General features: G+C 60.1%; 23 protein-coding genes. 10 read left to right on the top strand and 13 right to left on the bottom strand.

All coding sequences use genetic code 11. The features are described 5' to 3' along the window. Positions 1–64: 64 nt before the first annotated feature. Positions 65–1,294 (top strand): sensor histidine kinase, encoded by a 1,230-nt coding sequence (locus NCT03_RS19460; RefSeq protein ID WP_250493536.1) that lies wholly within the window; start codon positions 65–67, stop codon positions 1,292–1,294. Between the two features lie 217 nt (positions 1,295–1,511). On the opposite strand, the gene ahpF is transcribed toward NCT03_RS19460, so the two are convergent. Both ahpF and ahpC read right to left on the bottom strand, forming a co-directional pair. Continuing rightward, positions 1,512–3,086, bottom strand: a complete 1,575-nt coding sequence (gene ahpF / locus NCT03_RS19455; protein ID WP_250493535.1) for an alkyl hydroperoxide reductase subunit F — start codon at positions 3,084–3,086, stop codon at positions 1,512–1,514. A gap of 164 nt (positions 3,087–3,250) precedes the next feature. Further along, positions 3,251–3,814 carry an alkyl hydroperoxide reductase subunit C gene (ahpC, locus tag NCT03_RS19450; protein WP_244829425.1) on the bottom strand — a complete coding sequence of 188 codons (564 nt, stop codon included), beginning with the start codon at positions 3,812–3,814 and terminating at the stop codon, positions 3,251–3,253. A gap of 178 nt (positions 3,815–3,992) precedes the next feature. Here ahpC and NCT03_RS19445 point away from each other — a divergent pair, with 178 nt between their 5' ends. Together NCT03_RS19445 and ribA are read left to right on the top strand one after the other, a co-directional pair. After that, entirely contained in the window at positions 3,993–4,688 is a 696-nt protein-coding gene (locus tag NCT03_RS19445; protein WP_250467318.1) for an NADPH-dependent F420 reductase, read from the top strand. 125 nt (positions 4,689–4,813) lie between these two features. Then, positions 4,814–5,482 (top strand): GTP cyclohydrolase II, encoded by a 669-nt coding sequence (gene ribA / locus NCT03_RS19440; RefSeq protein WP_244829427.1) that lies wholly within the window; start codon positions 4,814–4,816, stop codon positions 5,480–5,482. A 16-nt stretch (positions 5,483–5,498) separates the two neighbouring features. Here the strand turns inward: ribA and NCT03_RS19435 are convergent, their stop codons facing one another. The 3 genes from NCT03_RS19435 to NCT03_RS19425 all read right to left on the bottom strand — a co-directional run bounded on the left by NCT03_RS19435 (position 5,499) and on the right by NCT03_RS19425 (position 9,458). After that, the gene (locus tag NCT03_RS19435) at positions 5,499–6,221 is read right to left on the bottom strand and encodes a 2OG-Fe(II) oxygenase (RefSeq protein ID WP_250493534.1); all 723 of its coding nucleotides are present in this window, start codon (positions 6,219–6,221) and stop codon (positions 5,499–5,501) included. An 82-nt stretch (positions 6,222–6,303) separates the two neighbouring features. After that, complete coding sequence (locus NCT03_RS19430; protein WP_250493533.1) at positions 6,304–6,801, bottom strand: hemerythrin domain-containing protein; 498 nt, start codon at positions 6,799–6,801, stop codon at positions 6,304–6,306. A gap of 248 nt (positions 6,802–7,049) precedes the next feature. Further along, positions 7,050–9,458, bottom strand: coding sequence for an ATP-dependent DNA helicase (locus NCT03_RS19425; protein ID WP_250493532.1), 2,409 nt, complete (start codon positions 9,456–9,458; stop codon positions 7,050–7,052). Positions 9,459–9,589: 131 nt separating this feature from the next. Between NCT03_RS19425 and NCT03_RS19420 the strand changes: the two genes are divergently transcribed. After that, a complete protein-coding gene (locus NCT03_RS19420) occupies positions 9,590–9,955 on the top strand; it encodes a DOPA 4,5-dioxygenase family protein (protein ID WP_250493531.1) in 366 nt (121 codons plus the stop codon). A 48-nt stretch (positions 9,956–10,003) separates the two neighbouring features. Here the strand turns inward: NCT03_RS19420 and phaP are convergent, their stop codons facing one another. Then, entirely contained in the window at positions 10,004–10,573 is a 570-nt protein-coding gene (gene phaP, locus NCT03_RS19415) for a TIGR01841 family phasin (RefSeq protein ID WP_250493530.1), read from the bottom strand. A 492-nt stretch (positions 10,574–11,065) separates the two neighbouring features. Here phaP and NCT03_RS19410 point away from each other — a divergent pair, with 492 nt between their 5' ends. Then, a complete protein-coding gene (locus tag NCT03_RS19410; protein WP_250493529.1) occupies positions 11,066–11,359 on the top strand; it encodes a helix-turn-helix domain-containing protein in 294 nt (97 codons plus the stop codon). A 4-nt stretch (positions 11,360–11,363) separates the two neighbouring features. Here the strand turns inward: NCT03_RS19410 and NCT03_RS19405 are convergent, their stop codons facing one another. Beyond that, entirely contained in the window at positions 11,364–12,302 is a 939-nt protein-coding gene (locus tag NCT03_RS19405) for a DMT family transporter (protein WP_250493528.1), read from the bottom strand. A 580-nt stretch (positions 12,303–12,882) separates the two neighbouring features. Here NCT03_RS19405 and NCT03_RS19400 point away from each other — a divergent pair. The 3 genes from NCT03_RS19400 to NCT03_RS19390 all read left to right on the top strand — a co-directional run bounded on the left by NCT03_RS19400 (position 12,883) and on the right by NCT03_RS19390 (position 17,097). Then, complete coding sequence (locus NCT03_RS19400; protein WP_250493527.1) at positions 12,883–13,449, top strand: fimbrial protein; 567 nt, start codon at positions 12,883–12,885, stop codon at positions 13,447–13,449. 120 nt (positions 13,450–13,569) lie between these two features. Next, positions 13,570–14,283, top strand: a complete 714-nt coding sequence (locus NCT03_RS19395; protein ID WP_250467309.1) for a fimbrial biogenesis chaperone — start codon at positions 13,570–13,572, stop codon at positions 14,281–14,283. A 321-nt stretch (positions 14,284–14,604) separates the two neighbouring features. Continuing rightward, positions 14,605–17,097, top strand: a complete 2,493-nt coding sequence (locus NCT03_RS19390) for a fimbria/pilus outer membrane usher protein (RefSeq protein ID WP_250493526.1) — start codon at positions 14,605–14,607, stop codon at positions 17,095–17,097. 387 nt (positions 17,098–17,484) lie between these two features. Here the strand turns inward: NCT03_RS19390 and NCT03_RS19385 are convergent, their stop codons facing one another. Beyond that, positions 17,485–17,916 carry a hypothetical protein gene (locus tag NCT03_RS19385; RefSeq protein WP_250493525.1) on the bottom strand — a complete coding sequence of 144 codons (432 nt, stop codon included), beginning with the start codon at positions 17,914–17,916 and terminating at the stop codon, positions 17,485–17,487. Positions 17,917–18,193: 277 nt separating this feature from the next. Here NCT03_RS19385 and NCT03_RS19380 point away from each other — a divergent pair, with 277 nt between their 5' ends. Further along, positions 18,194–18,580 (top strand): hypothetical protein, encoded by a 387-nt coding sequence (locus NCT03_RS19380; protein WP_250493524.1) that lies wholly within the window; start codon positions 18,194–18,196, stop codon positions 18,578–18,580. 6 nt (positions 18,581–18,586) lie between these two features. Here NCT03_RS19380 and NCT03_RS19375 read toward each other — a convergent pair whose 3' ends face one another. The 4 genes from NCT03_RS19375 to NCT03_RS19360 all read right to left on the bottom strand — a co-directional run bounded on the left by NCT03_RS19375 (position 18,587) and on the right by NCT03_RS19360 (position 23,146). Further along, entirely contained in the window at positions 18,587–18,754 is a 168-nt protein-coding gene (locus NCT03_RS19375) for a hypothetical protein (RefSeq protein WP_244829441.1), read from the bottom strand. A gap of 308 nt (positions 18,755–19,062) precedes the next feature. Next, on the bottom strand, positions 19,063–20,097 hold the full coding sequence (locus NCT03_RS19370; RefSeq protein ID WP_250493523.1) for a S1C family serine protease: 1,035 nt from the start codon (positions 20,095–20,097) through the stop codon (positions 19,063–19,065). A gap of 70 nt (positions 20,098–20,167) precedes the next feature. Next, the gene (locus NCT03_RS19365; RefSeq protein ID WP_250493522.1) at positions 20,168–21,064 is read right to left on the bottom strand and encodes an ATP adenylyltransferase family protein; all 897 of its coding nucleotides are present in this window, start codon (positions 21,062–21,064) and stop codon (positions 20,168–20,170) included. Between the two features lie 786 nt (positions 21,065–21,850). Beyond that, positions 21,851–23,146: an L-fuconate dehydratase gene (locus NCT03_RS19360; RefSeq protein ID WP_250467303.1), complete on the bottom strand. Its 1,296-nt coding sequence runs from the start codon at positions 23,144–23,146 to the stop codon at positions 21,851–21,853. Between the two features lie 276 nt (positions 23,147–23,422). On the opposite strand from NCT03_RS19360, the gene NCT03_RS19355 reads away from it, so the two are divergent. Next, the gene (locus NCT03_RS19355) at positions 23,423–24,187 is read left to right on the top strand and encodes a ParA family protein (protein ID WP_250467463.1); all 765 of its coding nucleotides are present in this window, start codon (positions 23,423–23,425) and stop codon (positions 24,185–24,187) included. Between the two features lies 1 nt (position 24,188). On the opposite strand, the gene NCT03_RS19350 is transcribed toward NCT03_RS19355, so the two are convergent. Beyond that, positions 24,189–24,719, bottom strand: a complete 531-nt coding sequence (locus NCT03_RS19350; RefSeq protein WP_244829445.1) for an Lrp/AsnC family transcriptional regulator — start codon at positions 24,717–24,719, stop codon at positions 24,189–24,191. Between the last annotated feature and the right edge of the window lie 143 nt (positions 24,720–24,862).

The raw sequence follows: 24,862 nt of genomic DNA, 5'->3' as shown, positions 1-24,862 counted from the left end.
ACTTCCATACGAGCACCACGCGCCGCACGAGCGGCAACTGGGCGTTGCAATCGAGGAATCGCAGATGGCCGAAACGGCAGCCAACGGCTTGGACGGTCTCGTGGCTTCGTTGCGCGAGCAGCGGACCGCGCTGACTGAAAAATGGATGAAGCTCGTGTTCGGGGATCAGGAAGTCGAACACTCGGACCAGCTCACGTACCGGCAACTGGCGGACCACTTGCCGGAAGTCTTCGAGGAAATCTGCGTCGTGCTGGAATCGCGTAATTTGCGCGATCAGGAAGGCGTCATCGAACAAAACGCGCGGCAGCACGGGCAATGGCGTTGGCAGCAAGGGTATCGCATCGACGAACTGGTGCGCGAGCTCGACCTGTTCCGCCAGATTTTGCTTCAGGCGATTGGCGATTACGCCGCCGCGCGCACGGATCTCTCGCGCACGGACGAAGAACACGCGCGGCTCATGACCGATGAAGTGGTGAGCTTCGTCACGCTGGCCTCGATTCGTGAAGCGGTGGGCGAGCGCGATCGCAAGATCGACGAATACACCGGCATGCTGGAGCGCGCGAATTACGAGCTCACGCTGCGTCAGAAGCTGATCAGCGAACTTTACGAAACGCGCATGCAGGTGACGCGCCGCGTCGCGCACGATCTGCGCAATTTCCTCAACGTATTCTCGACGGCGCTGCAACTGCTCGGCCGCTCGCCCGCGAAACGCGAGACGGCGCTTGGGCTCGCCAACCGGCAAGTGTCCGACATGGCGAGTCTAGTCGATGAAATGGTCGAATATTCGAAGGTCCTCGGCGACGATTCGCTGTTGACAGTCGAAGCGTTCGACCTCGTCGGTCTCTTCGACGAACTAATGCAGTTGAACCGCGTCGGCACCGAAGCAAAGGGCCTGAAGCTCGTCGGGCATCTGGAACCGACGCTCGGCACGGTGACATCGAACCGGCTAAAGGTGAAGCAGGTTGCGATCAACTTGCTCTCGAACGCGATCAAGTACACGTCGGCGGGCGAAATCGTGTTGACGATCGACGCCGTGGCGGACGACCGCTGGCGCTTGCGCGTGACGGACACAGGTTCGGGCATCGGTACGGCGGATCAGGAGCGCGTGTTCGAGGAATTCGAGCGCGCGGCCGAGGACGATATTCCCGGAACGGGGCTTGGGCTTGCCATCGTGAAGGAACTGTCGCGTGCGCTCGAGGGCGAGTTGCGTTTCCAGTCGGTGAAAGGACATGGAAGCGTGTTCGAAGTGATCTTTCCGCTGGTGCTCGAGCCGAAAGCGAAGTCGGCAAGCTGAGGGTGGGGCGGTGTTTTCGGCGTGAGCGGGTTTTTGCTCATCAGCGTCATCGCCAACTTCGCCCACTCATTGCCACAGCCGTCTATTTCGGCAGCGCGCTGGAAAAGCGAGCCGAATTGACGCGTGCTTCAAGCGCCAATTCCAACACACGCGCAATACAAAAAAAGGCGAACGAGCAGCGCTCGTTCGCCTTTCTCCTTCGCCGCAAGGCAAGCTTTTACGCGGCCACCGTTTCTTCTTCCTCGACCGACGCGCGAATCAGATGATCGAACGCGCCAAGCGATGCCTTTGCGCCTTCGCCGACCGCGATCACGATCTGCTTGAACGGTACCGTCGTCACGTCGCCGGCAGCGAATACGCCGGGGATCGACGTCGCGCCCTTCGCATCGACGATGATCTCGCCATGCTTCGACAGCTCGATCGTGCCCTTCAGCCATTCGGTGTTAGGCACGAGACCGATCTGCACGAACACGCCTTCGAGTTCCACGCGGTGCGAGACGCCCGTCGCCCGGTCCGTGTAGTTCAGGCCGTCGACCTTCTTGCCGTCGCCGGTGATTTCCGTGGTCTGCGCGCTCGTGACGATGGTCACGTTCGACAGGCTGCGCAGCTTCTTTTGCAACACGGCATCGGCGCGCAACTCGTTGCCGAATTCGATCAGCGTCACCGCCGCAACGACACCCGCGAGGTCGATGGCCGCTTCGACGCCGGAATTGCCGCCGCCGATGACCGCCACGCGCTTGCCCTTGAAGAGCGGGCCGTCGCAGTGCGGGCAGTAGGCCACGCCGCGTCCGCGATATTCACGCTCGCCCGGCACGTTGATTTCGCGCCAGCGCGCGCCCGTCGCCAGAATGATGGTCTTTGCCTTCAGCACCGCGCCGCTTGCCAGATGCACTTCGTTGATGCGGCCCGGGATCAGCTTGTCGGCGCGCTGCACGTCCATCACGTCGACTTCGTAGCTCTTGACGTGCTGTTCGAGCGCCGTCGCGAACTTCGGTCCTTCCGTTTCCTGTACGGAGATGAAGTTTTCGATAGCCATCGTGTCCAGCACCTGGCCGCCGAAGCGCTCGGCGACCACGCCGGTCGCAATGCCCTTGCGCGCCGCGTAGATCGCCGCTGCCGCGCCTGCAGGACCGCCGCCGACGATCAGCACGTCGAATACCGGCTTCGCTTCCAGTTGCTTCGCGGCGCGCGCGGCTGAGCCCGTATCCAGCTTGGCGAGAATTTCCTTCACGCTGCTGCGGCCCTGGCCGAAGCTGTCGCCGTTCAGGAACATCGTCGGCACGGCCATGATCTGGCGGTCTTCGACTTCCTTCTGGAACAGCGCGCCGTCGATCGCCACGTGCTTGATACGCGGATTGATGATCGCCATTACATTCAGCGCCTGCACGACTTCCGGGCAGTTCTGGCACGACAGCGAAAAATACGTTTCGAACCGGTAATCGCCGTCGAGCGCGCGAATCTGCTCGATGGTTTCGTCGTCGAGTTTGATCGGATGGCCGCCGGTTTGCAGCAGCGCCAGCACGAGCGACGTGAATTCGTGACCCATCGGGATGCCGGCGAAGTGAATGCCCGCCGCCTTGCCCGGCTCGCCGATGGTGAACGACGGACGGCGTGCCGCAACGTCCTCTTTCTCGACGACGCTGATCCGCGGGGACAGCGTAGCGATTTCGTCGAGCAGGCCTTTCAGCTCACGCGATTTGTCGCTGTCGTCGAGAAAGGCGACGAGCTCGATGGGCCGCGTGACTTTTTCCAGATAGGCTTTCAACTGAGTCTTGAGATTGGCGTCCAGCATGGCGTGTGTCGTTCCCTGACGAGAGTTTTTGGAATCTTTGGACGCACTCCGTCCAAGCGCCGCCATAAAGCGGCGCCGAAACGGAATGCGTGGGTACAAACTGGGGGTGCAAGGCGCGCAGCGGGCCTGCCGCACGCCTCGTCAGTCTCTGGAGAACCCGAGACTCAGATCTTGCCGATGAGGTCGAGCGACGGGCTCAGCGTTTCAGCGCCCGGCGTCCACTTGGCGGGGCAAACTTCGCCCGGATGCGATGCGACGTATTGCGCGGCTTGCACCTTGCGCAGCAGTTCGCCGGCGTCACGGCCGATGCCGTTGTCGTGCACTTCGCACAGCTTGATCTCGCCTTCCGGGTTGACCACGAACGTGCCACGCAGCGCCAGGCCTTCTTCTTCGATCAGCACGTCGAAGTTGCGCGAGATGGCGAGCGTCGGATCGGCGATCATCGGATACTTGATCTTTTGGATCGTGTCCGACGTGTCGTGCCATGCCTTGTGCGTGAAGTGCGTGTCGGTCGAAACGCTGTAGATTTCAACGCCCAGCTTCTTGAATTCTTCGTAGCGGTCAGCCAGATCGCCGAGTTCCGTCGGGCACACGAAGGTGAAGTCGGCCGGGTAGAACACGAACACGGACCACTTGCCCTTCAGGCTTTCTTCGGTAACGGTGACGAAATCACCCTTGTGATAGGCGGTTGCTTTGAACGGCTTGACTTGGGTGTTGATGATCGGCATTGATCGGTTCCCTTTAAGTGTGTGTTGAAGAAGTGAACGAAGTATGAACTAAAACTATCAAACCTTGGAAGTGGATTGATTTTATCATTGTAATTGATCTGGACTATCACGTCGATTCGTCGCATCGGGTGCGGGGTTTGCGATGCCGCCGAGATCGATCACGAACCCAGGAGGCACCATGAAAATCGGCATCGTTGGAGCGGGAAATATCGGGCAAGTTCTGGCGTTGCGCTTCGGCGAACGCGGCCACGAGGTGCGCATCGCCAATTCGCGCGGGCCGGACACGCTCGGCGAAGTCGAACGCGCAACTGGCGCGCAAGCCGTCGAGGCGCGCGAGGCCGTGCAGGGCGCGGATCTCGTCGTCGTGACCATTCCAGAGTCGAAGGTGCCGCTTCTTCCGAAGGATTTGTTCGCGGGAGCACCGGCGAGTCTCATCGTGATCGATACCGGCAATTACTATCCGCGGCAGCGCGACGGTCGAATCGACGGAATCGAAAACGGTCTGCCGGAAAGCCGCTGGGTGGAAGAGAAGATCGGTCGGCCGGTCATCAAGGCGTTCAACAATATCTACGCGGCGCATCTGCGCAACCACGGCAAGCCGGCGGGAACGGCGGGTCGCATTGCGCTGCCCGTGGCGGGCGACGACCACAAGGCGAAGAAAGTCGTCATGCAACTGGTCGATGAAATCGGCTTCGATCCCGTCGATGCCGGTGACATCGACGATTCCTGGCGTCAGCAACCCGCCACGCCCGTCTACACGGCGGACCTCGACGCGGAGGGCGTTCGCCACGCGCTGCACGAAGCCAGCCCGCTGCGCAAACCCGAGTGGCGCGCGACAGATGAAAGCCCGGGAGACTTCGACAATCCACGCTAACGGCCGAATACGCGAGCCATGCGACAATCTGCAAACTTTCACGATGCGCTTTAACATGACGTGCCGGGCTCCCGCGCTCGACTCCGACAGCGCGAACGCCCGCATCAAGACTTGCAGATTGCCCTATGAAAACCGCATCTCCCGCGTTTGACCAGTTGAAACCTCGCCCCGGCTTTGGCGAATGCCCCGAATGCGACGACGTCGAACTGGCCGCCACGGCCACCATTCCGACACGCTACGGCACGTTCGCGTCGTATGTGTATCGCGTGAAGGAAACGGATGTCGAGCACATCGCTTTCGTCATGGGCGACGTGAGCAACGGCGAATCCGTGCTTACGCGCCTGCATTCCGAATGCGTGACGGGCGACGTCTTCGGCTCGTACCGGTGCGATTGCGGCGAGCAGCTCGATCTCGCGCTGCGCTATATCGCCGCCGAGAATCGCGGAATTCTGCTGTACTTGCGCGGACACGAGGGACGCGGCATCGGGCTCGCCAACAAGATCCGCGCTTACGCGTTGCAGGAGCAGGGTCTCGATACGGTCGATGCCAACCTGCATCTCGGCCTGCCCGACGACGCCCGCGAGTACGATTCCGCCGCCGCCATCCTGCGCTCGATGGACGTCAAATCGGTGCGCCTGATGAGCAACAATCCGTCGAAGTTCGACACGCTGCTCAGGCACGACATCCCCGTGAAGGAACGCGTCGCGCTCGCCATCCCCATGCGCGAGGAAAACGAACGCTACATCAAGACGAAGCAGGCGCGCTTCGGACATTACTTCGACGAGAACGAATAAGCGCGTCTTCCGCGATCTAGCTTGCGTCGTGGAAGATCACGCCTAGCATGTGGCGCCGCCCGGAGCGTAGGCGGCTCACGCCATGCCGCATGTTCACGCGATACGGCCCGCGCGATCCCTGCACCGGCCGCTGGTGTACAGCGAAGAACGCCGCGTCGCCTTGCGCGAGCGGTACGACTTCGGCGCGCGATTGCATGCGCGGACGCTGTTCCGTCATCACGAATTCGCCGCCGGTGAAGTCTTGTTTAGGCGCAGAAAGCAGAACTGCCATCTGGATCGGAAAAACGTGTTCGCCGTATAGATCCTGATGCAGACAGTTGTAGTCGCCGGGAACGTAGCGCAGGAGAAGCGGCGTCGGCCGCGTCTGTCCGGCGTGATGACAACGCTCGATGAACTCTTCATGCACCGGTGGAAAGCGCGTTTCGATCCCCATTACCTCGTGCCATTTATTCGCAATGGGCGCGAGATGCGGATACACCGTGCTGCGCACCGTTTGCAGCGTCTCGGGCAACGGATACGCGAAGTATTTGTATTCGCCGCGCCCGAACGAATAACGTTCCATTACGATACGGCTGCGAAAGATTGCGTCGTCGTCGTACAGCGCGGCGAGCGTCGCGCACTCTTCACGCGAAAAAAGGCCCGGCGCAATGGCCGAGCCTTGGGAATCGAGTTGATTCTCGATATCCGTCCAGTCGAGTGCATCGACGCGCGCGCCGATGTCTCTCTCAAGCACCTTCATCTGCAGTTCTCCGGATTGGCGTGATTGCCGCACAGTGTGCGTCCTGAACCGCGCTCACGCACTCCGGGAATTGCTGCGCAATTCAATGCGCGGTCGCGACTTCGGTGATGCGGTTCTGCAAGGCTTCCTTACGCGCTTCGATCTTCTTGCCGAGCGCGATGAGATCGACACTCTTCGTCTTGCGGATTTCCGGAAACAGCTCGGTTTCTTCTTCTTCCACGTGATGCTTGACGTTCTCCGACAGTACCTTGAAGGTCGCGTCGAAACCTTCGTCGCCGGCCTTGATCTGCGAAAACTTTTCGATCAGCGTCTTGACCAGAAAGTGTTCGACGTAGGCTTCGTCGACATCGATTTTCTCGTCCGTGCCGAGTGCGGTGCGGGCGGCGGGATAAAGCAACTCTTCCTCGACGATCGAATGGATCGACAACAACTCGCACGCGCGCTGAACCAGTGTGGTCTTGCGTTCGAGATCGTCTTTTTCGGCGCGTTCGAAGGCGTCGAATAGCTGCTCGACAGCGCGATGGTCGGCTTCGAGAATGGCAAGTGCGTCTTGCGGATGCTGTGCTTGCGCGGCGGTCATATCGTTTCTCCTGTGGGGACGGGGCGAAACCTTTGGGGCGTCTGTTGCGCCTTGGGGGTGCCTTCGGGTCGCTTTTAGTTGCCTCTGGGCAGGTTGTCTAGAGCAAACTCGGTGCCCGCGCTTGGATCAGGCAAAGATAAGGTTGGCATGGCTTTAAGCGGATAGGAGCGCGTCATGCCGGCTCGCGTGTTGCGCGAACAAAACCGGAGCGCGGAGCGACTTGAATGAACGTCCGCTTCAACGCCGCATCATGCCGACGACGAAAGCGCCGACAGGTCCCGCTCGCGCATGACATTGACCCGCCACCACGCCGGCAACAGACGCCGCACTTCCGAGCGCGCAAAGCGGTCGTCGATCAGGTAGAGCACGCCACGGTCTTGCGGCCCGCGAATTACGCGTCCGGCCGCCTGCACGACCTTCTGCAAGCCCGGAAAAAGATAAGCGTAGTCATAGCCGGCGCCGAAAGCGTCCTGCATCCGCACTTTCATCTGCTCATTGACAGGATTGAGTTGCGGCAGGCCGAGCGTCGCGACGAAGGCGCCAATGAGCCGCGTGCCCGGCAGATCGATCGCCTCGCCAAATGCGCCGCCCAGCACCGCGAAACCGACGCCGCGTCCATCCGGAACGAAGCGCGCGAGAAAGTCGTGCTGCGCGGCTTCGCTCATCGCGCGTGACTGCTGCCAACTCGGAATTCCGGGATGACGTACCGCGAATTCCGTCGCGACTTGCGCCAGATATTCGAAGCTGCTGAAAAAGCTCAGATAGTTGCCTTCCGCGCGACCGTACTGCGCCGCGATCATGTCGGCGATGCGCGCAACGGATTGCAGGCGGTCGCGATAGCGCGTCGAGACATCGGCGATGGCGCGCACATCGAGTTGATCCGCTGAGAACGGCGACTCCACGTCGATGAACGCGCTCGTTTCCGGCAAGCCGAGCGTGTCGGCGTAGAAGTGCGTGGGCGTGAGCGTCGCGGAAAACAACGCGACGCTGTGGGCGCTCGCGAAACGCCCGGCGAGATGCGGCGCGGGAATCACGTTGCGCAGGCACAGCACGACATTGCGCTTCTTCGCCGACGCGTGGCCAGCAAGCGATATATCGAAGATCGAATGCGAACCGAAGCGCTCCGCGATGCGCGTGAAGTGCACGGCATCGAAATAAAAGCGCATGGTGCCGGGCGAGAAGAGGTCGGCTTGCTCGCCGAGCATTTCCGTCATCAGCGAAACCGCCTGGCCGAGCGCGGTCAGCAACTGGGCGGGCGGTTCGGCGAGCGGTGCGTAGTCGATGCCCGCGGTTTCCTGTTCGCGGCTCGTGTCGCCGAAGGTTCGGGCGACGCGCGCAAGCGTTTTTTTTAGAAGCGGCGGCGCGGCGCGGCGCATTGCATCGAACGAGGCGCGATCGAGCGATGCGGAATACATGCCGCGCGCCCGATCAATCAGGTTGTGCGCTTCATCGACGAGTACCGACACGCGCCAGCGGTTCGTTTCGGCGAGGGCGAAAAGCATTGCGCTGGTGTCGAAGTAATAGTTGTAGTCGCCGACGATGACATCGGCCCAGCGCGAGAGCTCCTGGCTCAGATAGTACGGACAGACTTCGTGGTGTCGCGCGACTTCGGCTGTCGATGCGCGGTCCAGGTGTGCACGCGCGAGGGCATCGGCGCGCGCGGCGGGAAGGCGGTCGTAGAAGCCGCGCGCGAGCGGGCACGAATCGCCGTGACACGCGCGGTCGGGATATTCGCAGGCTTTGTCGCGGGCGACGAGTTCGATTACACGTAAGGGAAAGGGCGTGGCGGTCGCTTTGGCTTTTGCCGTTGCCGCGTCCGCTGGCGCCGCTGTTTTTTCCGCCGCCCCGACGATCGTTCCGAGCGCATCGAGCGCAAGCTGCCGCCCCGCGCTTTTCGCCGTGAGAAAGTAGATCTTGTCCAACTGCTGCTTCGGCCAAGCCTTGAGCAGCGGAAACAACGTGCCGACCGTCTTGCCGATACCCGTCGGCGCCTGTGCAAGCAAACATCGGCTCGATGCGGCCGCGCGATAGACCGCCTCGGCAAGGGCCCGCTGCCCAGGCCGAAACTCCGTGTGCGGAAACACCAGCGCGGTAAGCGCCGCCTCGCGCGCCGCACGGTGCCGCATCTCCTGTTCGGCCCACGCGATGAACCGCGTGCATTGATCCTCGTAATGCGCCTTTAACGCCAGCGCGGTCTGCGTCTCCACGAGTACGCTTTCAGTCTGTTCGACGATATCGAAATAAACGAGCGCGACTTCGATCTCATCGAGACCGAGCTTCTTGCACATGAGATGCGCATACACGCGCGCCTGCGCCCAATGCAGATGCCGATGATTCTGCGGCATCGATTCCAGCTTGCCGCGATACGTTTTGACTTCTTCCAGCCGATTGCGCACCGGATCGAAACCATCCGCGCGGCCGCGCACGCGCAACGGACCGAAGTCTTCGGCGAGCGAGATTTCCTTGAGATAACCAGCGGGCCGCCGGCTTGCGACCGTCACATGTCCCGCGATGCCTTCCTGCGCGCTTGGCGCTGGCGTGAAGCGCAAATCGAGATCGCCCTGTTTCGCCGTGAATTCGCAAAGCGCGCGCACAGCGACGGTGTAAGCAGGATCGCCGCACGCCAGATTGGCGGCCGAGTCAGGGGCTGTATGCATGTACAGTAGTCTAGCATTGCCGTCATTCGCCGCAACACATGCGTTGATGCCTTTAAGGCATGTAATGTCGTGGCGATTGGCGTTTCGCTAGAATGAACGACATCTCAATATTGCCGCGCGCGACCGAAACAATGCATGCAATCAACACATCCGCAATCAAAGGCTGGCACGCGCATATTTATTTCGATGCCGCGAGCCGCGACGCGGCCTGGGCAATCCGGGAAGTCATCTCGACACACTTTGCGGCGGAACTTGAAGCCGGCAAGCTTATGTTGGGACGCTTTCATGAACGTCCGGTTGGACCGCACCCGATGTGGTCGTTTCAACTCGGCTTTGGTCGCGAAGATCTCGTGCCGATTTTCGAATGGCTCACCTTGAATCACGGCGCGCTCGATGTTTTCATGCATCCGAATACCGAAGACGAATTGCGCGATCATCGCGATTCCGCGGTGTGGATTGGCCGATCGCATGAATTGCGGCTGGAAGGCTGGAAATAAATGAAAAAAGGGCGAAGTGGTCCGCCCTTTCTCGTTGCTTTAAAACGCTCAAGTCTTTTTGACGCTCGTTCCCTTCGACGATACAACCCGCACTGCGCCCTGCGTCGCCACGCTCGCATCGGTTTCTGCCGCTTCCACCACCTGACGCGCGGACTTTCTCGCCGCTTCGTAAGCCGAATTTGCAGATTCCGTTGCGGCGTCGATAGCCGACTTCCACGCATTCACCACCGCTTCGCTGCCGGCTGGCGCGCTGCTCGCAAGCGTGCTGACAAGCGCCTGCGCGTTGCGCTGCGACTTCTCCAACTGGTCCTGCGCCGCTTCCACATAAACGCCGCGCACGCCTGCCGCGATTTCGTGGAAGCTCTGCCAGTAAGCCGTGACGCGTTGAGCGCTGGCCTGCGATTGCTGGCTTTGCAAGGCAAAGAACTCTTTCGGATCGCGTACGGAAAACACACGAGCAACAAAGTTCTGATGTTCATCCAGCGCCGTCTTGAACGTGCGCGTGTTCAGGTCGATTAGTTTTTCGAAACCTTCCACGGCTCGTGTAGCGAGACCGAAGCTGGCGTCGAATCCTGCTTTCTGTGACGCGATGAGGTTTTCAGGCGCAAGACTGCTCATGCTGGACTCCATTGGACATTGCGTTTTGAAAGACGATCGATTTGTGCGGTGCAGCGAACGCTCTATTGTAGGGATAGCGCGAGGCGTGTCAATTGCCTTTTAATTAATCGATGGTGATTTGAATTCTTATCCGAAGAAAGTTAAGTTTCTATCGCGTCCGATTATCTCGCCGATTTTGAACTAGGCGGATAATGCGAACGGACGACTAAAACGCGTGCAAATAAGAACGAACGGGCGTACTTGAAATGTCACCCGTTTGCTGGCTCAAGGTAAACCACGAGTAACAACCCGCGCATAACGTTGTTTCCCCTACTTGACGCTCTGAGGCTATCTTGAAAAAATCTCGCACTGCAACAAACGGCGTCCGCGCGTGAACATCGAAAGGACTTTTTCCTGTCACCGTCGCGTCACCGTGATTATCTAGCATGCGAACTTGCGCTAAAGAGCCGGCGCTGAACGGCAGTAGTTATAAATCGAGAGAACGGACAGAAAATGGGGCGACATTCCCAAACCATCGGACACCTTGAACGTAGTCACGAAGATAACGCTCTGCGCCGCGCCATTGCCGCGCGGCTCGACCGGGCGATGCAGAAAGCCAACGTCAGTTCCGCCAAGGCCGCGGACTGGCTCGACGTAACCGAGCACGACGTGCATTTCTGGCGGCGCGGCATCACGGTGCCGCCGCTGCATGCGTTCAACCGTATTGCCAGGCAACTGGACATCGACGTGCACTGGCTTTGCACAGGCCAGGCGCAGCAAATACAGCAAGCGCAAGTCGCGGGCTAAGCGTTTAGGGCGTCGAATCCGGCAACACTGCCGGTTTGCGCCCATGCATGAGCACGGTGCCAATACCGCTCGCGGCGATCACGCACATGCCGATAGCCATCCATCGGTCAGGCACCTGACCGAATAACACCCAGCTGAAAAAGGCCGCGAAAGCAAGTTGGGAATAGGAGAAGGGCGTCAGCACCGACAGTGCCGCGCGCCTGAGCGCCTGCAACATCAAAAGCTGGCCGATGGTCGCCATCGTTGCCATGAGCGCCACGAGCAGCCAGCTTTTCCATTCCACGAGCGCCAGTTCCGGCAGCATTTGCGACTGATCCATCCACATCAACGTGCACAGCACGATGGTTGCGACGAGCGCCGTCAGAAAGTTGGTGGTGACGGCGTCATCGACGCGCGACAGATGGCTCGATACCACCTGAAAGCACGCAAACGTCGTGGCCGCACCGATCGGAAAGACAACCGTCCACGTGAATTGGCTGCCACCCGGCCGCACCACCAGCAACATGCCGATGAACCCGAGCACGACCATCGCCCATTTGCTGCGCGGGACATGGTCCTTGAGCACGAGTGCGGCGAGCAGGGTGGAGATGAGCGGCGCGAGCATCGCAAGGGATGTCGTCACGGGAAGCGGCAGATGTCGCAAGCCAGCGAAAGTACACGCCGAGTTGGTGAGCAGCAGTAAAGCGCGAACGATCTGCAGCTTCAGGCTGTCGGTGCGAAAGAGCTTGAGTGTGCCGAGCCGCGCTTGCCACACGCCGAGCACGACCATCTGAAATAGATAGCGCACCCAAAGAAGCGCCAGTATGGGAACCGCCGTGCCGATGACCTTGACGGTGGAATCGCTTGCGGCGAAGGTAGCGGTCGTCAAGACCATGATCGCGATGCCGGCTACCGTGTTATCGGTATCAATCCGGAAACGCGCTTTGCCCTCAATGGTTGCCATGGGTGTCCGTTGTTCGCCTGATCGCGGCGCACCTCGAAAAAGGCTGCGCTCCGTCGAGCGGTCTCTTATGGATGACGGCGTTTTAAGCCGTTGCTTCCATTTTGCGGACGTCGACCGCTCGTGGCAAGCCGACAGTAATCTTCTTTTCCGTCGTGTTGTGCTCAGGTCACGGCGCGTCGACAAATGAACTAGACGGTTCGAACAAAGCACGCGCGCACTTTTTCGGGACGCGAAGGCGCTCGGTGCGCGTCGCCATCGTTTCTCAAAAGTCTCGCCGATATGTCTCGAAATCGAATCTGGTCCGTCTATAAACCCATCCAGCAAAGTTCAAGAAAGCGAACCGCTGAATTTCGGCAATCTCGAATTGTCCGGTCGCCGCGTCTCTTATTCTGAGGGTGAAGCTTTATTGAGTTAGCTCCGAAAAAAATGGATGGCGTTTTTGAGAATTAGATTAGATCAATCCTAGCTCTGCCTGCTTATTATTCTCTCAACGCCACGCACCTTGAACGACGCAAGCAGCAACTTGTCGATGGCCGCGTCAAGCGTCGAACATTCATTATTCGTTTCCCGGAGTTCCTTCATGCAGAAAGCTATTTCCCTCAGCGCCGCACTCTTCTCGATGATGGTCGCCCTTGCGTCGATGAACGCCAACGCCGCCGACGGCACGATCACCATCAACGGCGCGGTGTCGGATACGACCTGCTCGATCAATGGCACGGCTGCCGGTTCGTCGGCAAACGTGACGGCTACGTTGCCGACCGTTTCCGCAAGCGCGCTTGCGTCGGCTGGCGCCACGGCGGGCGTTTCCAAGCTCGGCGACATCCAGTTGCAATTGACCGGCTGCACGGGCTCGGCTACCAAGGCAGTGGCGCACTTCGAGAACGGTTCCACCGTTGACCAAAGCAGCGGCAATCTGATCAATCAGGCGCTGACGCAGCCGGCGACCAACGTGCAAGTGCGTCTCTTGAACTCGCAAATGCAGCCGATCAACATCCTCACCAACGCCAATAACGATGTCGCGGTCAACGGCGCATCGATCTCGGCCGGCGCGGGCAACCTCAACTACTTCGCGCAGTACTATGCGACGGGTCAGGCTCAGCCGGGCGCGGTCAACACGATGGTCCAGTACTCCATTCAGTATCAGTAAAGCCATCGATGCAGGGTCCGGGCGCGCGCCACGTTTTGATTCGGCAAGCGTCCGGTTGCAGTGAATGACATCAACCGTCGAGTGATGGCCGCAATGAAATCGATGAAACGATCGCTCGCCATGGCAGGTCTCCTTGCCGCGATGGTCGCGGGCTCCGCGCACGCCAGTGTGACAATCGGCGCGACGCGCGTGGTGTATCCGCTGGATCAGCGTGAAGTCACCGTGAAGCTGAACAACGACAGCTCGCACCCGGCGCTCGTGCAGGTCTGGATGGATAGCGGCAACGCCGACACCAAGCCCGCCGACAGCAAGACGCCCTTCGTGATCACGCCACCCATCTTTCGGATGGATGCGGGCAAGTCGCAGACATTGCGCGTCATGTATGGCGGCGAAGCGTTGCCGCAGGATCGCGAGTCGGTGTTCTGGCTCAACGTGCTCGACGTGCCGCCCAAGGCGGAGGTGAAAGCCGATGTCAACACGCTGCAACTGGCGTATCGCACGCGCATCAAGATGTTCGTGCGCCCGGCGAAGCTGTCCGGCAAGCCCGAGGATTCACCGCGCATGCTCAAGTGGAAAGTGGTGCCCGCGCGGCAAGGCGGTGGCGACGCGCTCTCCATTACGAATCCGAGCGCGTATCACGTTTCGTTCAGCGAGATCGGCGTGACGTCGAACGGACGCACCTTCAAGAACGAAACCGGCGGCATGGTTCCGCCGCGTGGCGATGCAGTCATCCCCGTGCCGAAGATGAGCGACGTGCATGGCGGCAAGATCCATTACATCGCCATCAGCGATTACGGCGGCGCCATCGAAGGCGATGCCGAACTCGCGCCTTGATCGGAAGCCCATTCGGGCAGACCTCCAGCGACCTATCGCAACGTCTCGAAATTTACAGCGCGCATCTTGTTCGATGCGCGCTTTTCTTTTGTTTACATGGTGTTTCGCGTCTCAAAAATAGAACTCGTCCTAGCTACTTTCATCTCGTTAATTCGTAGCATCGGTGGATCGGCAAATGTCTCGCGCCTCATGCACCAGGCTATCTCCATGCAATCGTCGCAATCATGTCAGCAGCGGATTTCCAACGGCTTTACAGCATCTTCGTTCGTGCTTCGACCGGTTGCGGCGATCGTGTTGTGCGCCTTTGGCATGGCTGCCTGGATGCATCCGGTAAGCGCGCTCGCGAGCGAACCGAAGAAGGCAGCCGAATTCGATACGACCTTCCTGCAAATGGATTCGACAAGCGGCGTCGACGTCGCGCGTTTCTCGCGCGGTAACGTGGTATCGCCGGGCGCGTATGCAGTCGACATCGTGGTCAACGGCAACCGTGTCGCGCGCGAGGACGTGCGCTTCAATGCCTCGCATGTTGGAGAAAACGCGACGCCGTGCCTCACGCGCAAGATGCTCGAAGTCTATGGTCTGGACTTCACGAAGCTCGCAGCCGATCATGCCGCCGACACTGCATCGGCCGATGCGAATGCATGCGTCGATCTGACCTCGCTCGTACCCGATGCCTCCGTCAGCTTCGACTTCGCCGAGCAGACGCTGACGTTGTCGATCCCGCAAAAGTATCTGCGCAACGCGGCTCGCGGCTATGTGTCGCCCGAGTTGTGGGACAACGGCGTGAACGCCGGCTTTCTCAGCTACAACGCCAATGCGTACCGCAGCGACAGCGGCGGTATGCACGCCACGCAGGAATACCTCGGCCTCAACGCGGGCGTGAACATCGGCGGATGGCACTTTCGGCATCAATCGTCGATCACGTCCGGCACAGGCCAGGCGACCCAGTTCGACGACATCGCGACCTATGTCCAGCACGACGTGCCGAAGTTCAAGGCGCAAGCGACGCTCGGCGACGCGCAGACCACCGGCGAGGTGTTCGACAGCATTGCGTTTCGCGGCGCGCAGATTGCCACCGACGACCGCATGTTGCCTGAATCGCTGCGCGGCTATGCGCCTGTGGTGCGCGGCACGGCGGAATCGAATGCGCGCGTGACGGTGCGTCAGAACGGCCAGGTGATCTATGAGACGAGCGTGTCGCCGGGACCGTTCGAGATTCGCGATCTGTACGCCACCGGTTACGGCGGCAATCTGGACGTCACCGTTACCGAGGCCGATGGCCGCGCGAAACATTTCGAAGTGCCGTACGCATCGGTGGCACAGTCGCTGCGCGCGGGCACGACGCGCTTCGCCGTCACGGCCGGTCAGTTGCGCGATGAGTCGTTGCACACGAAACCGGGCTTTGCGCAATTCACGTTGCAACGCGGGCTGACCAATCAGGTCACGCTGTACGGCGGCGCGATTGCATCGGAAGGCTATGTCGCGGCTAATTTCGGCGCCGCGCTCAACACGAAGTTCGGCGCTTTCGCGACCGACATTACTTCCGCGCGCACGCAAGTCCCGGGCGCTTCCATGCAGAAAGGGCGCAGTCTGCACGTGGGCTACAACAAGTTTATCGATCCGACCGGCACCAACGTCACCTTTGGCGCGTATCGCTACTCGGACGCGGGCTATCTCAATCTGAGCGATGCCGCCCGCGTCCGCGACGAGGCCATGTTCGGCGGCACCCCCGCCGATCGTAACCGCGGCCGCCTACAGGTGAGCATCAATCAGCCGTTGAAGGATCACGGTTCGGTGTTTCTGACGACATCGGCGCAAAGCTACTGGAATCGGCCGGGGCGCGACGTGTTCTATCAGGCGGGTTACTCGAACAGTTTCAAGTACGGCACTTACAGCATTACGGCGGGCCGCTCGACCGACGCGGACGGCACGCCTTCGAACCAGATCATGGTCAGCACGACGATCCCGCTCGGTCATTCGCAACACTCGCCGCAACTGACGACCAATCTGAGCGCGAGCAACGGCTCGGCTAGCGTGCAGACGAGTCTAAGCGGCAACGCGGGCGCCGAGAATCAGTATTCATACAACGTCTACGGCTCAGGCGGTCAGAGCGCGAGTTCATCGGCGAACATGAACGCTGGCGCGAGCGGCGCGTATCACGGCGCGCATGGACAGGTCACGGCATCCGCGAGTGCGGGAGCCAATTCTTCGCAGGTGTCGGCGGGCGTGAGCGGTTCGATCGTCGCGCACCCCGGCGGCGTGACGTTTTCGCAGACGGTCGGCGACACGTTCGGAATCGTCGAGGCAAAGGGCGCGGAAGGCGCGAGCGTGTCGAGCGCGAGTGGCGTGAAGGTCGATTCGCATGGCTACGCGGTCGTGCCGTATCTCACGCCATACGACATGAACAGCGTCGATATCGATCCGAAGGGCACGTCGACCGATGTCGAGTTTGCATCGACATCCGAGAAGTCGGCGCCGCATCTCGGTTCCATCGTCATGTTGAAATACAAGACGGTGACGGGACGCGCAGCGCTGATTCGCGCGCCGCGTCTGAACGGCGATGCGTTGCCATTCGGCGCGGAAGTCGCGGATGGCGAAGGCCGCGTGGCGGGCGTCGTCGCGCAGGACAGCCGCATTTTCGCGCGCGGTATTGACGAAAAAGGCACGCTCGTAGTGAAGTGGGGCGATCACGCGGGCGAACAATGCAGCGTCGATTATTCGTTGCCTGCGAAGAGCGGCAAGGCGGACGCGGGGTATGCATCGATCGAAGCGCATTGCTTGCCGCGCACGGTGATGGCGACAAACGCGTTCTGACGTGAACGTGCAAGTTGGAGGAGCTTGCAACTGCGACCGGGCCTCCGAGAGTCCGGCGCGCCTGAAAGCCCGAGCCGTTTGAAGTTGCCAACCCGAACCCGTCTTAATTTCAATTCGCACCTTTGCACGCGAGCATTTACCGCCTAGAGTTAAAGTAGATTCTCAACTCTCTGGGAGGTGGGCATGAGAACCGGACCAAGGCAAATGGTGCGCTTGCTGGCGACGCTCCGGCATGCCGCGCACTGCAGGGCGTTACGCGCGGCGGCCGCGCACGAAGCTCAAGGTCGGGAAGAAGCCGATAAAGAGGCCAAGGAGGCCGAAGACAAAGAGCGCAATGCGGTCGCGCCGGATTCCTCGAAACTCCATCGGCGAATACATTGATTTGGTTCAGACGCGCGCCGCGTTTCGATAGGGCGAAAAGCGCCAATGGCCCGCCGGGTCTTTCACCGCGACGGCCCCATGTTCGTGCAGAACTTCGCTGACCGAAGCAGGTTTGATGTCATCCGAGATGCGGATCACAAGTAGCGTGCGCTCGCGCATTTCGGGCAATCGCGGCACATCATCGATCTTTCTCGCCGCAGGCTCGTTCGGCACAAAGCGGTTGTGCGCGCCGACTACACCCTGATGTTCACCGTGCGCGACGTATTCCGCGTCGTCTTCACTGTGGGCAGGAAGCGGGAAGGCACCGATTTCGACGTCGTCGTGGCCTGAACGATATAAGTGCGTATCGTCGCGGCTCAGTCCTGCAAGTTGCAAGGCGCGCAGTGCTTCGTGCCCATCACGATAACAAGCGAACACACCAACTATGACTTGATTCATCGTCGCTTCCTCCAAAGGCATGCGGTTGAGCAAGCCTCAAGCAACTGATTGTTGGACATGCAATGCCGCATTTGATTCGAATTCGATTTGCCGGCATGCACGAGACTCATTCTTCATATGAAGTTAGCAATGGGCATTCCCGCATGACAAATCGAAAGCCTCACGGGCGGGCATACTCGGGACCGTCCGGGTTGCGACCCTAAGCGTCATCGCATAAAGTGTGTGGGCTTTGAGAGCGGTACTCATGCGTCACACGACGCGCCCTTGACGAGGTTTGATGATGGCGAATGCCCGCGTATGCATGCTTCTGCTGTGCGCGATTGCTGCTGGTCCGGTTTGCGCGGCGTCTTGTTATAGCGATGGCGACGTCGTGACGCTCGAAGGCACGGCCGCACGCCAGGCGCCACGACAAGCCGAAGCCGACGCCAAGCCGGCATGGGTGCTTACGCTCGCGCGCCCCATATGCGTGCTGGGCCAGGCTTCGGGACAAGCCGCGCCGCAACAGTCGAACGTATCGACGGTGCAGGTCATCGACGCCATACCGACTGAGAATGCACGCATCCGTCTAACCGGCAAGCTCGTCACCGGCAATGTGAGCGCCTATTACGCGGTGCCGACCGCCATCTGGGTGCTGAAAGAACGCGTGATATCCAACGGCGAGTGAAGCGCCTCAAGCGGCTTTTGCGAGGCAGCGCGAATATTCGGCGACGACGAACTGCAACGGCAGGTTGTCGAGCTTGCGTTCTTCGGCAAAGCGCACGATGGCATCGAGTTGCTGGCCGGTGCATCGAAATGCTTGGCGGCGCGGCGCGCAATACGTCTTATTGTTCGTGGTCATGGCAATCCTCTTTCCTGGTTTCTTGAACCTGGACCTTCCCCCGACAGGGGCAGGTCGTCCGACGGTTTAACCGTGGGTGCGCCTGCTCTTTGGTCGCTACGCGTATTTAGCCGCAGCGCCGCCTGGACCACCGCCTGTTGGCGCACATAGTCATCGATGGTCGTTGTGTCTAGCGCAAACGGTGGGCCCGAGCAGTTACGCGGGGTGGGTTTGCGCACAGAGAAAGCGCGCTGAAGGGAAGAGAGACTTGCCTTGCCGTAAGCTGCAACATGGCGAGCGGCGCCGGTTCGCCGCCCGCGGACCTTCGTTTAGCCGTGTTGCTCGACGGGCGTCACATCGAGTTCGAGTTTCTGCGTGTTGCGCAGTACCGATACCTTGACCGCTTTGTCGATACGCGACGCATCGAGCGTGCGTTGAAGTCCATCGACGCTATCGACGCCGACATCGTCCACCGCGACGATCCGGTCGCCCACCTGCAAACCGCCGAGCGCAGCCGGGCTGCCCTTGACGATCTCCATCACATGCACGCCGCTCGTCACCGTCAGCGCGAAGAAGCGTTGCACGCGCCGCGAGATGGGCGTCGTCGTGCCCGCCACGCCGATATAAGCGCGCCGCACGCGGCCATGCGCGAAGATCTGCATGATCGCCCACTTGGCCGTATCGATTGCGGTGGCAAAGGAAATGGCCTGCGCGCCGGAAATGATCGCCGTGTTGACGCCGATCACCTGTCCCGCCGAATTGATGAGTGGTCCGCCCGAATTGCCGGGATTGAGCGCTGCGTCCGTCTGAATGACGTCGTAGATCATGCGGCCTGAAGTGGAGCGCAACGAACGCCCGAGCGCGGATACCACGCCCGTGGTGACGGTCTGCGCAAGCCCGAGCGGATTGCCGACCGCGATGGCGATCTGCCCGACGCGCAGGCTGCCCGAATCGCCGAGTTCGACATGCGGCAGCGGCTCCGGCGAACCGATACGCAGCACCGCGAGATCGCTGCCCGGATCGTCGCCGACGAGATCGGCGTGAAAGCGGCCGCCATCGGCGAGCGTGACCGTGATTCGCGTCGCGCCATGCACGACATGGCTATTGGTCAGCAAATAGCCATCCGGCGTGAAGATGAAGCCCGAACCGGTGCCGCCGGCCACGCGCCGCGCGCCGTTATGGTCGATATCGCGCTCGACCGAAATGAAAACCACCGCCTGCCGCACGCGTTCGAGCGCGCCGATCACGGTGCGCGAATAGGCATCGAGCAGAGCGGTATCGTCGAGCGTCAGGGCGTTCGGCGAAGGTGTGGCGTCCTGCGCACCGCGCGCAAGATCGTCGATGAATTGAGGTCGGCTTCCCATTGCTGGACTCCAGATGAACGTCTGGAAGCGGACATGCGGGGCAAGCCCGCGCTTTTCAAGACGGCGTTGTTCAGGGCGCGCGCGTGGCTCGTGCAAGCAAGGCCATCGGGCCGAGCGATTCGACGATCAGGCGCTGTGCGTCGTCGCGCACGAATAGCGAGCCCGCGAAGCCGAGCGCGTTCACCGCGACGCCTTCGACGTGCGACACGCCGCGCGGCACGACGAGCATCCAGCGCCGCGTGACGAGCAGGTTGTAAGGCGCCGATTGATGCGTGCTGCCGGCGACATCGAGCGCTTTCACGCCGATGGCATCGAGTAGTTCGAGATAGATTTCGTGGATGCGTGCCGGCCCGGTTTGAACACCGAGGTCGAGCCACGCGGCGGCATGCGCGAAACCAAGACCGGGCGCACGAAAGACGCCTTCGCCGCGCGCCGCTTCGATGAGCGCTTCGATTGGCAACGCGTGACCATCGAGCGGCAGCGGCACCATTTGCAGATGCTTATGCGGCTGACTCGATCCCGCGACCGAGCCGCCGTTATAGAAGCTCAGGCCATCGAACTGCGCAAGGCATGCAAAGAGCGCGGCGAAGTCGTCGGCGCAAAGCAGCGCTTCCTGAGGTTCGAACGCGCTCGTCACGACGAGCAGATGATGCGCGAGCACGTTGAATTTATTGAGCAAGAGAAAGTGCCGCTCGCCTATATCGCCGACGAAGAGCGCTTCCTCGCACGGCGAAAAGGGATCGCGCCACGGGCTCGCGGCATCGGCGATGGATTTGGCGGCGAGCTTCGACTGTTCTTCCTTCCGGGCGAGATTCGCGACTTGCCGGACGAGAAAGCGCACGCCGCCGTCTTCAATGACGTGCTGCACGGTATCGAAGGAACGCAACGCGCCGCATGACAGTGCTTGAGCGGTGCGCGCCACGACGGTTTGCCAAGAAGGCGCATTCGAAGGAAAGAGAGTTTTCATTGGCACTCGGAAGTCGCTTCGATGATTTTCTAATTGCCTGTTAGCAGTTGAATAGAACGCTTTATGCAAATAGGCAGTTAAACATTCTTGAAGGCAATTAAAATAAAAAAACTCGAATTGTTAGGATTATTCGGCGTGTATTTTTGCTGTTTTACTCTATAAAATTTCCTTACCTTGTTCACCGACATTCGAACTGACTTCACAACTCAAGTTCAATGTGGGGGCAAGTAGGGGTTCATCTATTTCAGAAGATATCGGATCACTTTGGTGCTCCGTAATTTTCGAGTGGGTGATTAATTTTAATCTTGTGTTTTGAAGAGGTATACAAATGCAAAAGATCGATCGCGCCATGCTCGTTCAGGCCAACATCGCTGGCGGTGCCGCCAAGGGTGGGGCTGATTCGTCGTCGAGCACCTCGGTGACTATCAACATTAGCGCCGGCCAATAAGTACTGAGCCTGGCGAGACCAATGCCGCAAATTGGAGCAACAGCGGGACAATCTGCACATTGATCAAGTCGGCTTCAATCATCTCGTAAGTCAGTTTTATTCATCCTGTATCAAGGAAATATCATGCAAAAGATCGATCGCGCAGCACTCGTGTACTCCAACATCGCCGGCGGCGACGCTAAGGGTTCGACGTCGTCCAGCTCGACCTCGACGGTCAACATCACGATCACGGCATAAGCGTTAACGCTTACTGCTTCTGATTGTGACGCAGCAAGGGCTGCGCTGTGAGCGCGCCCTTGCTGTAATGATTCAACTTCACGGTTACCACCTGCGCGGTACTACTCGCGCCACGCCTCACCCTTGCCGAATTCAAATCGTTCAAGCGTAGCCGCGTGCATTTCAATGCTGTACCCCGGCTTTTGAGGCGGCATATATCGGCCGTTTTTGATTACGACAGGATCAAGAAAATGCTCATGCAAATGATCGACATATTCGAGCACCCGGTTAGAAAGCGAAGCCGACACGCAGATGTAATCGAAGATCGAAATATGCTGCACGTATTCGCAGAGGCCGACACCACCTGCATGCGGACAAACCGGCACCCCGGCCTTCGCGGCCATCAGCAGCACCACGAGCACTTCGTTCAGGCCGCCTAGCCGGCAACTGTCGATCTGGCAGAAGTCGATAGCCTGCGCTTGCAACAACTGCTTGAAGATCACGCGGTTCTGACAATGTTCGCCGGTTGCAACGCCAATCGGCGCGACACGGCGACGAATGGCGGCGTGACCGAGCACGTCGTCGGGGCTGGTCGGTTCTTCGATCCACCACGGGTCGAACTCCGCGAGCCGGCGCATGTTCGCAATGGCTTCATCCACTTCCCAGACCTGATTGGCATCCATCATCAGTTTGCGGTGCGGACCAATCTCCTCACGGAGAATGCGCGCGCGTCGAATGTCTTCGTCGATACTGCCACCCACTTTCTGCTTGAAGTGAGTCCAACCTTCGGCAACGCCTTCGCGTGCCAAACGGCGAATCTTGTCGTCGTCGTAACCGAGCCATCCTGCGGACGTGGTGTACGCCGGAAATCCCTGCGCGAGCATTTCCTGTTCGCGTTGGCCTCGCGTTTCTTGATTGCGCTTGAGCAAGGCGAGCGCTTCGGAAGGCGTGATCGCGTCGGTGACATAGCGGAAGTCGAGGCATCGCACGAGTTCTTCCGGGCTCATGTCCGCGAGCAGCTTCCACACCGGCTTCTTTTCCGACTTGGCCCACAAGTCCCAGACGGCATTGACCACCGCCGCGGTCGCGAGATGAATAGCGCCCTTGTCCGGACCGATCCAGCGAAGTTGGCTATCGCCCGTGAAGGTTCGCCAGAAGCCGCCCATGTCCGCGGCAATGTCTTCGAGCCGCTTGCCGACGACGAGCGGCGCCAGCGCATGCACCGCCGCGACGACGATTTCCGTGCCGCGTCCGATGGTGAAGGTGAGGCCATGACCGGCTAAGTCCGGCGTATCGGTTTCGAGGATCACATAGGCGGCCGAATAGTCGGGCGCGGCGTTCATCGCGTCGGAGCCGTCGAGCGAGCGCGAGGTGGGAAAGCGAATGTCTCGTACCGTGAGATTCTTGATCGTGGTCATGCGTGTCTCCTCAAAAGTTGTTGTGACGGCCAACGGAGCGTTCGCGCGGGAAGCTAGGCGTATGCCGAAGCCACCCGGTCCGCTAGCATGTTAGAGGCAAATCGCGCGCGACGTGAGAAGGCCGCGTTACCGCAAAGGACGAATCGGTCTCGGGCGGCGCGTGCGCGAGTTCAAAAATCCCGATGCGCTAAGATCAACGCCTAGGCTTCATCCGCAAACTCCGCCGCCCGGCGAAAGCAAACGACCGTTCACAATCCCGAGGAAAAATCCCTGATGCTGCGCCGTGTCGTCTTCAATCAGAAAGGTGGCGTAGGCAAGTCCACCATCGTCTGCAATCTGGCAGCCATCAGCGCATCGCGCGGTCTGCGCACGCTCGTGATCGACCTCGATCCGCAAGGCAACGCGAGTCAATACTTGCTTGGCGCCGACGCCAAGGATGCCAGCCCGAATCTGGCGACGTTTTTCGAATCCGCGCTCAGTTACAGCTTTCGCGAGCCGATCTTCGACTCGTTCGTCCACTCGACGCCGTTCGAAAATCTCGACATCGTGCCGTCGCATCCGAACCTGGACGCGCTTCAGAGCAAGCTCGAGTCGCGCTACAAGATTTATAAGTTGCGCGATGCGCTCAAAGGGCTCGAAAACTACGACGCCGTTTATATCGACACGCCACCCGCGCTGAACTTCTTCACGCGCTCGGCGCTGATCGCCGTGGACCGCTGCCTCATTCCCTTCGATTGCGACGACTTCTCGCGCCGCGCGCTGTATTCCGTGCTCGAAAACGTGCAGGAGATCAAGCACGACCACAATCCGGAACTGATGGTGGAAGGCATCGTGATCAATCAGTTTCAGCCGCGCGCCAGCCTGCCGCAACAACTCGTGGACGAATTGCGCGGCGAAAATTTGCCGGTGCTGGATTCGCACTTGTCGCTCTCGGTGAAGATTCGCGAGAGCCACCAGCACGCGCGACCCATGATCTATCTCGAACCGCGTCACAAGCTCGCGCAGGAGTATCTGGCGTTGCATACGGAGTTAAGCGGCTAGCTCATGTCCATTCGGCTTCGTCGTCGCCGGATTGAGGCAGCGTCAGTCCCGATGCCGGCAACGGCAACGCCGTCTTGTAGCGCACCTGCTTGAGCGCGAAGCTCGAACGGATGTTGGCCACGCCCGGCATCTTCGTCAGGCGTTCGAGAATGAAGCGTTCCAGCGCGGCCACGTCGGGCAAGACGACGCGCAAGAGATAGTCGGCGTCGCCCGTCATCAGATAGCACTCCATCACCTCCGGCCGCTCGCTGATCGCTTGCTCGAAGCGCGCGAGCGCGTCCTTTATCTGCTTTTCAAGACTCACCTGAATGAACACGTTGATGCTGAGGCCGAGCGCTTCCGGGCTCAACAACGTGACGTGCTGGCGAAACAGCCCGGCTTTTTCCAGCGCGCGGACGCGGTTGAAGCACGGCGTGGCCGAAAGGTTCACCGCGCGCGCCAGTTCCGCGTTCGTGATGCGCGCGTTTTGCTGCAACTGATTCAATATGCCGATATCGATACGATCCAGCCGCTGCCGTGTCTGCGAACTCATGGTCGAAATATTCCGTTATTGAGCATTTTTTAAGAATATCTACACTACAGGAAAGCGCGAAGCCAGCCAAATGAGACGCACATTTTGCGAAGCACTGGATATGCTGTGTAAAACCTCTCTTTGCGCACGCAACGACCCGGAGT

It is taken from the genome of Caballeronia sp. GAWG1-1 (assembly GCF_023631465.1).
In the GTDB taxonomy this organism is placed as follows: domain Bacteria; phylum Pseudomonadota; class Gammaproteobacteria; order Burkholderiales; family Burkholderiaceae; genus Caballeronia.
The sequence above is the reverse complement of the archived record's forward strand: the minus strand, read 5'-3'. Positions and strand labels throughout refer to the sequence as shown.